The organism is Bradyrhizobium sp. BRP20 (assembly GCF_020194215.1).
In the GTDB taxonomy this organism is placed as follows: Bacteria; Pseudomonadota; Alphaproteobacteria; order Rhizobiales; family Xanthobacteraceae; genus Bradyrhizobium; species Bradyrhizobium yuanmingense.
The window spans coordinates 107,299-119,206 of the sequence record NZ_JADYVY010000007.1 but is presented as its reverse complement, the minus strand read 5'-3'; the positions used below and the strand labels follow the sequence as shown (position 1 = coordinate 119,206).

General features: G+C 61.4%; 12 protein-coding genes. 2 read left to right on the top strand and 10 right to left on the bottom strand.

Translation table 11 applies throughout. From position 1 onward, the window contains the following. The first annotated feature begins 76 nt into the window (after positions 1–76). Positions 77–835 carry an SDR family NAD(P)-dependent oxidoreductase gene (locus tag I6F33_RS18365; protein ID WP_057026998.1) on the top strand — a complete coding sequence of 253 codons (759 nt, stop codon included), beginning with the start codon at positions 77–79 and terminating at the stop codon, positions 833–835. Positions 836–895: 60 nt separating this feature from the next. On the opposite strand, the gene I6F33_RS18360 is transcribed toward I6F33_RS18365, so the two are convergent. Further along, positions 896–1,132, bottom strand: coding sequence for a hypothetical protein (locus I6F33_RS18360; RefSeq protein WP_225143605.1), 237 nt, complete (start codon positions 1,130–1,132; stop codon positions 896–898). 514 nt (positions 1,133–1,646) lie between these two features. Between I6F33_RS18360 and I6F33_RS18355 the strand changes: the two genes are divergently transcribed. After that, positions 1,647–1,925 carry a hypothetical protein gene (locus tag I6F33_RS18355; protein ID WP_036026108.1) on the top strand — a complete coding sequence of 93 codons (279 nt, stop codon included), beginning with the start codon at positions 1,647–1,649 and terminating at the stop codon, positions 1,923–1,925. A gap of 515 nt (positions 1,926–2,440) precedes the next feature. Here I6F33_RS18355 and I6F33_RS18350 read toward each other — a convergent pair. The 9 genes from I6F33_RS18350 to I6F33_RS18310 form a co-directional block, all read right to left on the bottom strand. Next, entirely contained in the window at positions 2,441–3,154 is a 714-nt protein-coding gene (locus I6F33_RS18350) for an ABC transporter ATP-binding protein (protein WP_225143603.1), read from the bottom strand. Further along, complete coding sequence (locus I6F33_RS18345) at positions 3,135–3,866, bottom strand: ABC transporter ATP-binding protein (RefSeq protein WP_225112739.1); 732 nt, start codon at positions 3,864–3,866, stop codon at positions 3,135–3,137. The genes I6F33_RS18350 and I6F33_RS18345 overlap by 20 nt, the downstream gene beginning before the upstream one ends. Before the next feature lie 32 nt (positions 3,867–3,898). Further along, positions 3,899–4,888 (bottom strand): branched-chain amino acid ABC transporter permease, encoded by a 990-nt coding sequence (locus tag I6F33_RS18340; protein WP_109144604.1) that lies wholly within the window; start codon positions 4,886–4,888, stop codon positions 3,899–3,901. A 16-nt stretch (positions 4,889–4,904) separates the two neighbouring features. Then, positions 4,905–5,774 (bottom strand): branched-chain amino acid ABC transporter permease, encoded by an 870-nt coding sequence (locus I6F33_RS18335; protein ID WP_036004151.1) that lies wholly within the window; start codon positions 5,772–5,774, stop codon positions 4,905–4,907. Next, complete coding sequence (locus tag I6F33_RS18330) at positions 5,774–5,932, bottom strand: hypothetical protein (protein WP_225139674.1); 159 nt, start codon at positions 5,930–5,932, stop codon at positions 5,774–5,776. The genes I6F33_RS18335 and I6F33_RS18330 overlap by 1 nt, the downstream gene beginning before the upstream one ends. 64 nt (positions 5,933–5,996) lie before the next feature. Then, entirely contained in the window at positions 5,997–7,121 is a 1,125-nt protein-coding gene (locus I6F33_RS18325) for an ABC transporter substrate-binding protein (RefSeq protein ID WP_225112740.1), read from the bottom strand. An 82-nt stretch (positions 7,122–7,203) separates the two neighbouring features. Next, positions 7,204–8,646 carry a glutamine synthetase family protein gene (locus I6F33_RS18320; RefSeq protein ID WP_057027000.1) on the bottom strand — a complete coding sequence of 481 codons (1,443 nt, stop codon included), beginning with the start codon at positions 8,644–8,646 and terminating at the stop codon, positions 7,204–7,206. Between the two features lie 33 nt (positions 8,647–8,679). Next, the gene (locus I6F33_RS18315) at positions 8,680–10,038 is read right to left on the bottom strand and encodes an aromatic ring-hydroxylating dioxygenase subunit alpha (RefSeq protein WP_036004148.1); all 1,359 of its coding nucleotides are present in this window, start codon (positions 10,036–10,038) and stop codon (positions 8,680–8,682) included. A gap of 56 nt (positions 10,039–10,094) precedes the next feature. Next, on the bottom strand, positions 10,095–11,759 hold the full coding sequence (locus I6F33_RS18310; protein ID WP_225143601.1) for an amidohydrolase: 1,665 nt from the start codon (positions 11,757–11,759) through the stop codon (positions 10,095–10,097). Positions 11,760–11,908 lie beyond the last annotated feature (149 nt).

The window sequence follows — 11,908 nt, the reverse complement described above, 5'->3', positions numbered from 1 at the left end:
CTCACCAATGGAATGGCTATGGTTTGCGAAAGAGTCGACGCGGCCTGCCGCGCCGGCCGCAACAAACGAGGTGCCCATGGCTGCGATCTATTCCGACCTCGCCGGCAAGGTCGTACTCGTCACCGGCGGCGCAGCCGGAATCGGCGCTGCGATCGTGCGGCGCTTTGCGGAGCAGAAATCCAAGGTCGTGTTCTTCGACATCAAGGTCGAGGAGGGACAGCGCCTGGCGCGCGAGCTGTCCGAGCAGGGATTGGCTGCGCATTTCCAGCATGTCGATCTCACCGACATACCCGCGCTGCGTGCCGGCGTCGCCGAGGCACGCAAGGCTCATGGCCCGATCAACATCCTGATCAACAATGCCGCTCATGACGAGCGGCACAACACCGAGGAGATGACGCCGGACTATTGGGACGACCGCATCGCGGTGAACCTGAAGCACCAGTTCTTCGCATCTCAGGCCGTGTTGCCGGACATGAAGGCGGCCAATGCCGGCGCCATCGTCAATTTCGGCTCGGTGTCGTGGATCGCAGGACAAGGCGGCATGGCCGCCTACACCGCGAGCAAGTCAGGCGTGATCGGGCTGACGCGCTCGCTGGCGCGCGACTACGGCCCCTACAACATCCGCGTCAATGCGATCGCGCCAGGCTGGATCATGACCGAGCGGCAGCTCGAGAAATGGATGACGCCGGCCGGCGAGATCGAGCTGCAGCAGCGACAATGCCTGAAGCGCCGGCTCATGCCGGACGAGGTTGCGAAGTTCACCGTCTTCCTCGCCTCCGACGAGGCCTCCGCCTGCACCGCCCAGCACTACATCGTCGATGGCGGCTGGGTCTGAGATGCCCTAGGGATCAGTCGGAAGATCCGATCCGGACGCGGCCGGGCGGAGCTCACGCGGTCAAGGCCGCGATGGATCGAGCCGGTCGCCGAGACCGGCTGGCGCCGTGGTCGCGCGAGGCCGACCGATGCCCTCGCTCAAGGTCTTGCCGCTGGCGACATTGACGAAGTGCAGCGAGGCGCAAGCGGGACACCGGACCGGGACGTGCGTGTCCGCGGCGTCGGAGCCTGTGCCGGGAATCCAGTGCTGCACGTTCATGCCCGTGCGGGGGCATTTGAAGATGACGTTGCGCTCCATGCTGGAGATATGCGCCCGGCGCGGCGACCTGGAAATTGCGGTCCAATACTTACGCAGATGTCCTGAACGGATTGACGCGAGCAGCGGTGAAGACATCGCGCAGCGCTTGTAAGCGGCTTGCCGATCGAGAAGCGTTCGGTCAAATACCGCCGCCTCCCTTGAGCTGGATCAAGACATGTTTGCGACGCCGACGATAGTCTTGTGTCGGCATCGGGAACGCTTTTTCGAGGTCCCCTTTGCCGGAGCGAGCGACGTTTGGATTTCGAGGCCTTTCCGGCGCCGCTTTCACGGAGAGTGCAGAAGACCGCGAACATGGAGCAGGCCGGAGAGCGGCTCCGCCGAAGAGTTCGATGGAACGAAGATCGGCAGCGCGGGTTTGCTGGACGAGTTCAGACCCTGGATGGAAGAGCCACGCGAACAATCGGCCTCGGCGCTCCCATCGAGCCCGAGGCCGGTTTTCGTCGAAGGTAGTGCATGGTCTGGACAAGGGAGGACGCCGATCAGGAGAACCGACATGCTTGCCGACATTGACACCGACGATCTCACCGAGGTCGTGCGCTACGCCCTGGAGACGACCCGCGCGACGACGGCCTGCCCGTTCCATCGGGACGTGATCGTCCGCATCGGCGATGACGCCGCCGAGAGTCACGCCTTCGAGCGCGCCAAGCGAATCGTCAGATGCGACGGCGCCGAATGGAACAAGGAGGCTCTCAGGGCCGAGCTCGGCCGCCAGCTCGGCGCAGCCGCCGACGGCCGCTGCCCGAAGTGCGATCCGACCGCCTCGTGCACCTAGCGCGCCGCGATTTGCAAAATGTTGCGGCGCCACGCGTCGGCGACGAGCCATGCAGATCGACCCGCTCCGGCGACTTAACTTGTGTGAAGGCCGCAGATGGAATTGGCACCTAGCCTGAACGACGCGCGTCGTGCATCAGAGGTCAGACTTCCCGTGAAAGTGACAAAGCCGATCGCCTCGATCATGCGCGGGAGTTCCAAGACGGATCCTCCGTCGCCGGATGGGAACGACGAATGTCAGCTGCCGCCATCGGCCGAGAGGCGTCAGGTCGTCGATGAGTACGCCGAAAACTTGCGGAAGATCATCCGAAGACTGCTTGGAAGGCTGAACTGACAGCGCTTGCGGTCGTCCTTGAGCGCTTTGCGGCAAGGGATCAACTTGTCCGGCCCTTTGGCGTGCGATCGTGCTGCCGGTTCGCCTTTCCGGGCGAGCCCTACGGCCAAGCCCCGCCGCCCCGACGGGGCAAGGGTGATACGAGCTTGCCCATTGTCTCAATGACAAGGAAGCCGCATGCCTCAGTGCACCCCAACACCGAGCAGGCGCTCGACCATCTTGGGGTCGTCGCGCAAGTGCGAGCATTCACCACTCCAGACCGCTTTGCCGCGTTCAACCACCATGACATGATCGGCAAAGCGCAGCGCTCGTTCGATCTGCTGCTCGACCAAAACGATGGTCATTTCACCAGAACTCGCCAGCGCGGTGATGATTTCCATGATCTGATCGCAGATCACCGGCGCGAGCCCCTCGAGCGGCTCATCCAAGAGGAGAACTGAAGGCCTTCCCAGCAGCGTCCTGGCGAGCGAGAGCATCTGCTGCTCGCCGCCCGATAATTGCGTCCCGAAATGGCGTCGACGTTCGGCCAACCTCGGAAACATCACGTAGACCTCTTCAAGTGCCTCTCGACCTCGATCCTTGAGACCCGCGACCAGGTTTTCTTCCACCGTCAGCGACCGAAATATGTCGCGTGTCTGCGGTACGTAACCGAGACCTCGTTGAGCGCGTGTCGATGCCTTGGTATCCGTGAGATCAGCCTCGCCCAGGAATACTTTTCCCCCATGATGGGTCGTCAGACCCATCAGCGATGCGAGCAAGGTCGTCTTGCCGGCTCCGTTTCGACCAAGGACGCTGAGACGGCCTCCTGGCAAGACCTCGAACGACATGTGATCGATGATACGGGTGGGGCCATACCCGGCACTGAGACCTTTGACTTCAAGACGCGTGGCGGGCATCTGCGTAGCTACCTAGATAAGCTCGACGGACTTCCTGATGGTGCGTGACTTCTGCCGGATCGCCCTGGAAGATCAGCTTTCCGTTGGCGAGAACGAGCACACGGCGGGCAAATTTGAACACCAGGTCCATGTCATGCTCGATCATCAAGACCGCGATATCAGATGGCAATCTGTCGATCGCCTCGATGATCTTGGAGGACTCCTCTGACGGAACCCCTGCCGCGGGCTCGTCCAGGAGCAGGACCTTCGGCTCGAGAGCAAGCCCGATTGCCAGGTCAAGAAGGCGCTGCTGACCGTACGCCAGTTGCGAGACCTGCCTGTCGGCCAGATGGGCGATACCGAGCGTTCCAAGGGCCCGCTCCCACTCCCGACGAACGTCCGGCCGATCCATCGGGGAGGAAAACATGCTTCTCGTGAGCCCCTTTCGTTGCATCACGGCGAGCGCGACGTTTTGTGCGACCGTCAGGCTCTTGAAGAGCCTCGTGATCTGAAAGGTCCGGATCAAGCCGGCGTCGACGCGATCGGAAATCGGTAGTGCGGTCACATCAACCCCGGCGAGGTGGACGGCGCCCTGTGAAGGGGTCAAGTCGCCGGAGATGACGTTGACGAGCGTGGTTTTGCCGGCGCCGTTCGGGCCAATCAACGCGACCCTTTCTCCCTTCCCGATACTGAAGGAAATATCATCGTTGACCCGCATCCCGCCGAAGGACATCGAAACGTTTCGCAGTTCGAGCAGCGGCCGGCTCACGGGCGCCTCCTCATCACCGAGGCGGTGCGACCAGCAAGCAAGCCTCCAAGGGACACCAGGCCTTTCGGGGCGAACAAAACGACCGCGATCAGCAACGCACCGACCATGGTCATCCAATGGAATGGATTCGCAGCCGAGACGTAGTGCTCGAACACTTGAAAGACGATGGATCCGATCAGCGCGCCCCAGAGACTGCCTGCGCCACCCAGGACCAGCATGACGAGAGCTTCAGCCGACCGCTCAAATCCGATGCTATCCAGTCCCACGACGCCCGTATTGATGGCATTGAGAGCACCACCAATTCCGCCAACAACCCCCGACACGCCATACATCAGCACGAGCCGGGGATACACGCGGGCACCGATCATCCGAGCTCGCAGGCTGTCATCCTTGATTGCCTGACAAAGCAGGCCGAACGGAGAGTGCACGATTCGAAGCAGCACCACGAACACGACCATGAGCACCGCAACGGAGAACACGTAGCCGGTGCGACCGTACATGTCGAACGCGTAGACCCCGAAGACTCGTCCAGGCGAAATGCCGGACAATCCGTCGCTTCCGCCCGTCAGGCTGGACAGTTTGTTGGCCAGCGCCGCGACGAGCTGTCCGACGGCAATGGATAGCACAAGCTGGGGGAGACCCTTGAACCTCGTGACAAGGACGCCTGAGACCAGCCCCATCACGGCACCGGCCACCGCCCCCACGAGCAACAACAGCAGGGGGTCGGAATGTCCGGCAAGGCATGCGTTACCCACGACGTAGGCGCTCACACCGTAGATCGCAGCATGTCCAAGGGTGGCGACACCGCAATACCCCGTGACCAGATCGAGCGACAGCACCAGAAGCGTGATGCTGATCAGTCGCGTCAGAAACGCGAGGTCCTCCGGAAAGAGCGTGTAGCCGAGCACTCCGAGCGCCAGCGTGATTGCGACAGCGCGCAGCTCAAGCGGCACGGAAAAACGCGGCGGGCTCACGCCATCGACCATGGCTCGATCGGTCACGTCAGTGCCTCCTGCCCAAAAGGCCGTTCGGGAACAGAAACACGACCAGGATGACCGCAAGATAGAAGAAGAACTCACCATATTCGGGTGCAAGATACTTGCCGGTCGTGTCCGCGAGGCCAAGCAATATCGATGCCGCCACGGCGCCCGGGATCGATCCTGCCCCGCCGACCGAGACGACGACAAGGAACGTCACCATATATCTGAGCGCGTAAAAAGGTTCGACGGGCAACAGTTCGGCGCCCACCACGCCCCCGAACGCCGCCAGGCCGACCGCAAGCGCGAAGGTCGCGGAAAAAAGGATCTGCGTCTTGATTCCGAGCGACTCGGCCATGTCACCGTTGTCGACCGCGGCACGCAGCCGGATCCCAAACTCGGTGCGGTCGATCAGTAGCCAGAGCAAGCCCGCGGTGCACACTCCGCAAATCGTCACGAAAATCCGATGAGCCGGGATCATTCGGAAGCCGAGATCGACGGGACCGCTCAGCAGCGGAGGCAGCGGAATGGATTTGGTTGTCGGGCCAAGAATGTAGTTGGCAACGCCGATGATGACGAACGCGATGCCGATCGTGAGCAATATCTGGGTCAGCTCATCGGACTTGCGATAAATCCGGCGGTAGAGAAGAAACTCGAGCGGAAAGGCGATCGCGATGGTGCCGAGGACCGCTAGGACAATCGCGAGTGGATATCCAACTCCCGCGTTCTTGAGCGCAAAAGACGCGAGATATCCCCCGATCATCGCAAATGCGCCATGAGCGAGGTTCACGACCCTCATCAGGCCCATCATGATGGATAGGCCGATGGAGATGATGAAAAGCACCATGCCGTACGAGAGGGCATCTAGCCCGATGCTGAGACCCGTCCACGCCATTAGTTGAATGCTTCCGCGGCTTTTCGGATCTGGAGCCGCTCGGCAGCCAGCCCGAACAGGTGGATGTGCGCGTCCGTCAAGCCGGGTATCATCCGGTCGCTGGCATCGCCATAGATGCGACCGTTGACGAAGCGAATAGACTGCGACCGACCACTCATTCCGGGCCCTTATCCGACACGATGAAGAGATTGCTCGCGAGATTTACATCGCGAGCGATCCGCCCTAGTTCTTCGCCAGGCCCCAGTCCGGCTGCGCATCGAACGTTTGCAGTTCCTTGTTGAGGAGCTTGCCGTCCTGCTTCACGACTTCGCGCAGATAAACGTTCTGACGAATATGCCGGGTATCCGGGTCGATCGACACGGGGCCGCGCGGACTGACCCATTTCATGCCCTTCACGGCCGCAAGGGCTTTGTCCGGGTCCTTTTGGCCGTTGGTGGCCTCAACCATCTTGTAGATGAGCCGAGCACCGTCATAGGCCGCGACCGACGCCATGGTGATGTCGTCAGGCTTGGCACCGGCCTTGATCAGATCGGCCAGGAAGGCTTTGTTCTCTGAAGAGTCATGCGAGACCGCGTAGTGGTAAGTCGACAGGATGCCTACGCCGCTGTCACCGATAGTCGGAAGATCGGGCTCGGTCACGACATCACCCGTGGACAACAACTTCACGCCAGACGCTTTCAGTCCATTGTCGATATAGGCCTTGACGAACCCCAGGGTTGGTGGACCGGCCGGCAAGAACGTGAAGATCATGTCTGCGCCGGAATCCTTGATCCTTTGCATGATCGGGCCGAAATCGGTCGTATTGAGCGGCATCCTGATCGATTGGACGATGGTGCCTCCATCTGCCTCGAACGTCTTTTTGAAGGCCGATTCGGCATCGATGCCGGGGCCGTAATCGCTGACGGCGATCGCCACCTTCTTGGCCGCTCTGGCCTTCGCCACCTTCGCCGCGGGGACCGTGTTCTGCCACATCGTAAAGGACGTCCGCACGATGTAGGGGCTCTTCTCGACGATCGCGGACGTCGCGGCGTTCATGACGATCATAGGCACCTTCGCTTCCTCGAGAAGCGGAGCGACGGCCAGGGCGTCCGGAGTGAAGTACAGTCCCGCGATGTACTGAACCTTCTCCTTGACGATCAACTCCTGAGCCAATGATTTCGACTTGGCGGGGTTCGGCGATTCTTCGTCGCGATAGACAAACTCGATCTGATGATCGCCCACTTTCGATCCATGCTTGGCCACCCAGGCGTCAATGCCGTACTTGAAGTTCTGGCCGAACAAGGCATACGGACCGGACATGGTGCCGATGATCCCCACCTTGATGGTGTCGCACTGCGCCGGCGACATCCAGGCAGTGGCAATCGCGACGGCCCCAACAAGTCCAAACCTCAAGCTCATATCTCTCTTCTCCCGCTTCGGTGATGCTGTTTCAGAACATTTCGAAATATTCTCGCTGCTCCCACTCGGTGACCGTCGATTGGAAGCGCTCGATTTCCGCGTTCTTGATGAAAACGTAGTAGTCGACGAATTTCTCTCCCAGAGCCTCGCGGAAGAAGGGGTCATCGCGCAATGCGAACACCGCCTCGCGCAAGGAGGTCGGCAGGAGGTTCGCCTTGGTCTCGTAGGGGGTGTCCGCCGACGGACCGGGATCGAGCTGGCGATCAATGCCGTTGAGGCCGGCCAGAATCTGCGACGCCATGTAAAGATAGGGGTTTGCAGCCGGCTCGCCGATCCTGTTCTCGAGCCGGGTGGCTTTATCGTCGGGACCGCCCAGCACGCGGATCATGACGCCCCTGTTGTCACGTCCCCAGATCGCCCGATCCGGAGCCAGCGAATAGGAACGGTAGCGCTTGTAGCCATTGATCGTCGGCGTCGAGAAGACCGCGGATGCCCTGGCATGCTCCAGCAGCCCGGCCATATAGTGCTTGCCAAGGTTCGACAGGCCGGCCGGTTCGCTGGTCATGAACGCGTTGACGCCGTCTGTTCGGGAGACCAGCGATTGGTGAAGGTGCCACCCCGATGACATCACGTTCGGTATCCGCGGCCGGCACATGAAGGTCGCGTGATAGCCGTGGCGGTTGCAGATCTGCTTCACTGCCGTACGAAACAGCACCATGGTGTCCGCCGGCTCAATGCCGACGGTGGGCTGGAACACGAACTCGCACTGGCTCGGGCCGTATTCCAACTCGATCGACCGAAGCGGCAAGCCCAGCGCCACGATGTTTTGCCTGATCAGCTCGAGCGCAGGCTCCATCTGGTCGTAACGTTGCTCCGTCAGGTACTGATAGCCCTGCGAAAGCAGGCTGACCTCCGGAGGCTCACCCGGTTGGCCGGGACTGCCGGCGTCCCAAGGCGCCAGTCGGGGATTCTCGACTCTGAAGATGTGGCATTCGACCTCGAGGCCCGCTTTGAAATCATAGCCCCGGTCCTTGAGCTGCCCCAGCACGGATTGGTACAGGCCCCTGGAGGCGAAGGGCACGGGTCGTCCGTCGGAGAAGTAGAGGTCGCAAAGCACCCACCCGGTTTTTGGTGCCCAGGGGAGAAGCTTGAAGGTGGTGGGATCGGCGACCATCAAGATGTCGCCTCCCCCCTGCATCTCGTGCATCCCGAACCCGCCGCCGGCGGTGAAGACGGGAAACACCGTGCGGTGAGAGGTATCTTTCGCGAGCAATGTCGTCGTTATCGAGCAGCCGCTCTCGATCGACGAGAGCGCCTCGGAAGCGACCAGCGCCTTGCCGCGCAAGATGCCGTGCTGGTCCGGAAAGGAGAGCCGGATCGTATGCAACTCCTGCTCCTCCGCCATCCGCCGCATGCGGATGGCAGCCTCCTTCTGTTCGGACGACCAGAGACCGTGCTTTTCGACGAAACTCAACGACATCTCCTTTGCTGAGCTGGGCGGCCTGGCTTATTCGGCGGCGGTCAGGTGAGGCACCTTCTTGGCGAGCTCGGCGGGCACCGGCGCGGCCCAGGGAGCGCCCCGACGACGCTTGACGTCCACTTCCATCCAGTAGGTTTCCCAGCCCTTCGTCGGACCGATGCCGTCCATTGTGGCCGGCCCCTGGATGCTGCGCGCGCTGGCAGCGTCGAGGAACAACAGCGGCTTGCCCCCGGAGGCCACCTTCTCGATCTCCTGGCGAAGCAGCCGGCGGTACTGAATGATCGCCTTGTCGGATTGGCCGAGATGCTCACGCGTCCGGTCCTGAATAGCGCCCATCGACTCGACGGCCCACTGGTCGTGGACGTTGATGTCCGCGCCCATGCCGGTGTAAGTCTCGGTCGCCTGCTCGTGCGGGTCGAAGCCGTAGTCGTTCGACTTGTTCTTCCGCGAGCGGTATTCCGGCAACTCGTAAAGCTCGAGGCGCTGCGCGCGCATTTTCGCCTTGTCGACGGGCGCGGCGTAGCTGGTGAAAATCGCATACCAATAGCAATTCACGTCGTCGACGGGCACGTGCCACTGGGTAATCGTCATCTCCGTGCTCATCGGAATGACGAACGCATGCGGGAATAGCTGGTTGGTGACGCGAACGTGGGTGCGCTGCTCGTCGATTTCTCGCAAGGCGATGAGCCGCAGGCCGTATTCGGTGTGCTCGACGTTGATGATCGGCCGGTCGTACTCGCGCAGGACCTTCGTCATGGGCATTTCCGAGTCGGCCGACGCACCGCGAAACTGCTTGCCATAGGCCGCCGATGTATCCTCATCCTCGAAGAACCGGTGAAGGAACGATGCGTGAGCCGGGTCGATGCCGACTTCCAGCGCTTGCAGCCAATTGCATTCGATCAGGCCCTTGAACGCGAAGGTGTATTCGTCCGGCGCCGCGAAGCAGTCGATCTCCGGAAACGCGGGCGGCTCGCCTTCACCCAAATACGCCCACAGGATTCCACCCTTCTCCACGACGGGGTAGGACCGCTGCTTGATATTTTTGCAGAGCGAGGAGTTTGCAGGCTCGGCGGGCGTCTCGAGACACTGTCCCGTGACGTCGAACAGCCACCCGTGGAAGGCGCAGCGCAGGCCACCGTTCTCGAGCCGGCCGAAGGCAAGGTCGGCGCCCCGATGCGGGCAGTCGCGATCGAGCAGGCCATAGCGCCCCGTTTCGTCCTTGAACAGAACGAAGTTCTCACCGAGAAGCTTGACGGCCTTGATGGGGCGCCCCTCCGCGAGTTCGTCGACGAGCGCAGCAGGCTGCCAATACATCCGCATCAGCTTTCCCGCAGGCGCCTTCGGTCCGATGCGGGTAATGAGGTCGTTCTGCTCTTGGCTCATCATGACTTGGATCTCCTCTCTCGGCTTCGAGATGCGTCCTCATGCTATCGGGACGCAGACTAACGCTGAAACACGATCTTGCCGCCGACGATCGTCAGGTCGGCTTTGATGTCTTTGATCTGCTCCTCGGGGACCGTCATGAGGTCCGCCGACAACACGGTCAGGTCCGCGAGTTTTCCGGCCTCGATCGTCCCCTTCTCGTTCTCTTCGAACATATAGTGCGATGCCGCGCTGGTGTAGAGGCGCAGCGCCTGCTCGCGGCTGACGGCTTCGTTCGCTCCATAAACGCGTCCGGCGAGATCCTTGCGGGTTACCATGACGTAGATGTTGATGAAGGGATTGATCGTGTTCACCGGGAAGTCGGTGCCTGCGCCGAGGCTGTTCAGCCCCACCTTCTCGATGAGAGTTTTCGTGGGCACGGCCCGATTGGCGACCGCCGCACCCAGGAAGCGCTCGACGGTGGCCGCCTTGTCCCACATGAAAACGTTCTGGAGGTCGACTCTGACACCGAGGCGTTTCGCGCGCTCCATTTGCTCGGGCACTATCAAGCTTCCATGGATCAGGACGAAACGCCGATCCTTGATCGATTTCTCCTTGTCGGCCGCTTCGAATGCATCAAGGACGTGGTCGATGCCCTTGTCGCCGACGGCATGGACACCCACGCGCCAATTGTGGCGATTGCAAATGGACACCAGATCCTTGAGGCGTTGCGGCGATTGCTGGGCAATGCCGTGGTAGCCATCATGCGAGTCTGGATAGGCCTCGCGCATGAGCGCCGTCTTGAGCGTCATGCCGCCATCGTAAAGGATCTTGATTCCGGCGAACTTCAGCCAGTCATCGCCAAAGCCGGAGGAGGCGCCGTTGCCTCGCATGATGGCCTCCCAGGCCGCGTTCTCGGCAGGGGGTTCCGGGCGCCACATGAGACCGACCCGTAGCGTTGCTTCACCGGCCTGCGCCACGCGCTGCAGGGCCGCGATGTCCCTGGGCGAGGTGGCCCCTTCTACGGCGCTGGTGATCCCGAACGAGTTCAGCACACCTTCCGCGAGCTTGAATTGGCGAAACTCGTCGTCCGCCGTCCACTCCGGAACGGTCTTTTCGACCTGATCGATCGCCGTCTCGACCAGAACGCCGGTCAGGTCACCGGCACTGTCGCGCTCAAACGATCCGCCGCTTGGGTTTGGCGTGGCCTTGGTTACGCCGGCCTTCTCGAGCGCCATCGAATTGGCCATCGAGAAGTGGCCAACGGTCCGGAGATAGACCGGATTGTTCGGCGCGACGCCGTCGATTTCCTGGCGTGTCAGGTAACGCTTTTCCGCGAGCTGTGATGGGGGATGCCAGGCGCTTCCGATGATCCACTCGCCGGGCTTTTTCTTCGCCACGAACTGCTTGATGCTTGCGAGGGCATCCGCAACAGTCTTGGCGCCGCTCATGTTGACGACGTAGTCGGACAGACCGGCAGCCTTGAAATGCGCGTGCGTGTCGATCAGCCCGGGAACGACAGTCTTGCCCTGCAAGTCGATCGTGCGGGTGCGATTTCCGGCCAACGCCTTGATCGTCGCCGCGTCTCCTACGGCCAAGATTCTTCCGTCGCGAACGGCAAGCGCTTCCGCAACCTTTGACTGACCGTCCATGGTGAGAATCTTGCCGTTGATCAAGGCAAGCGAGGGAGCATTGGCCTCCTGCTGCTGGGCAAACGCCGCGCCTGATGTCAGCACCACTCCCACGATCGCTGTCGTCAGCTTCATTGCATCCTGCCTTGTCGTTCGGTAGTCGAACATTAGTTCGATATTGTTCAGAATGACTCCAATGTGACGCGCAAGCAAGCACAATATTTCCGCAGAACTTGCCTAATGGAACCGCAGCGGCGGCCAGC

What these genes read in the sequence shown, in the direction of transcription:
- I6F33_RS18365 (WP_057026998.1), top strand. Translation starts at nt 77, where the DNA reads ATGGCTGCGATCTATTCCGACCTCGCCGGCAAGGTCGTACTCGTCACC.
- I6F33_RS18360 (WP_225143605.1), bottom strand. Translation starts at nt 1,132, where the DNA reads ATGGAGCGCAACGTCATCTTCAAATGCCCCCGCACGGGCATGAACGTG.
- I6F33_RS18355 (WP_036026108.1), top strand. Translation starts at nt 1,647, where the DNA reads ATGCTTGCCGACATTGACACCGACGATCTCACCGAGGTCGTGCGCTAC.
- I6F33_RS18350 (WP_225143603.1), bottom strand. Translation starts at nt 3,154, where the DNA reads ATGCCCGCCACGCGTCTTGAAGTCAAAGGTCTCAGTGCCGGGTATGGC.
- I6F33_RS18345 (WP_225112739.1), bottom strand. Translation starts at nt 3,866, where the DNA reads ATGTCCTTCGGCGGGATGCGGGTCAACGATGATATTTCCTTCAGTATC.
- I6F33_RS18340 (WP_109144604.1), bottom strand. Translation starts at nt 4,888, where the DNA reads ATGGTCGATGGCGTGAGCCCGCCGCGTTTTTCCGTGCCGCTTGAGCTG.
- I6F33_RS18335 (WP_036004151.1), bottom strand. Translation starts at nt 5,774, where the DNA reads ATGGCGTGGACGGGTCTCAGCATCGGGCTAGATGCCCTCTCGTACGGC.
- I6F33_RS18330 (WP_225139674.1), bottom strand. Translation starts at nt 5,932, where the DNA reads ATGAGTGGTCGGTCGCAGTCTATTCGCTTCGTCAACGGTCGCATCTAT.
- I6F33_RS18325 (WP_225112740.1), bottom strand. Translation starts at nt 7,121, where the DNA reads ATGTCGCCGGCGCAGTGCGACACCATCAAGGTGGGGATCATCGGCACC.
- I6F33_RS18315 (WP_036004148.1), bottom strand. Translation starts at nt 10,038, where the DNA reads ATGATGAGCCAAGAGCAGAACGACCTCATTACCCGCATCGGACCGAAG.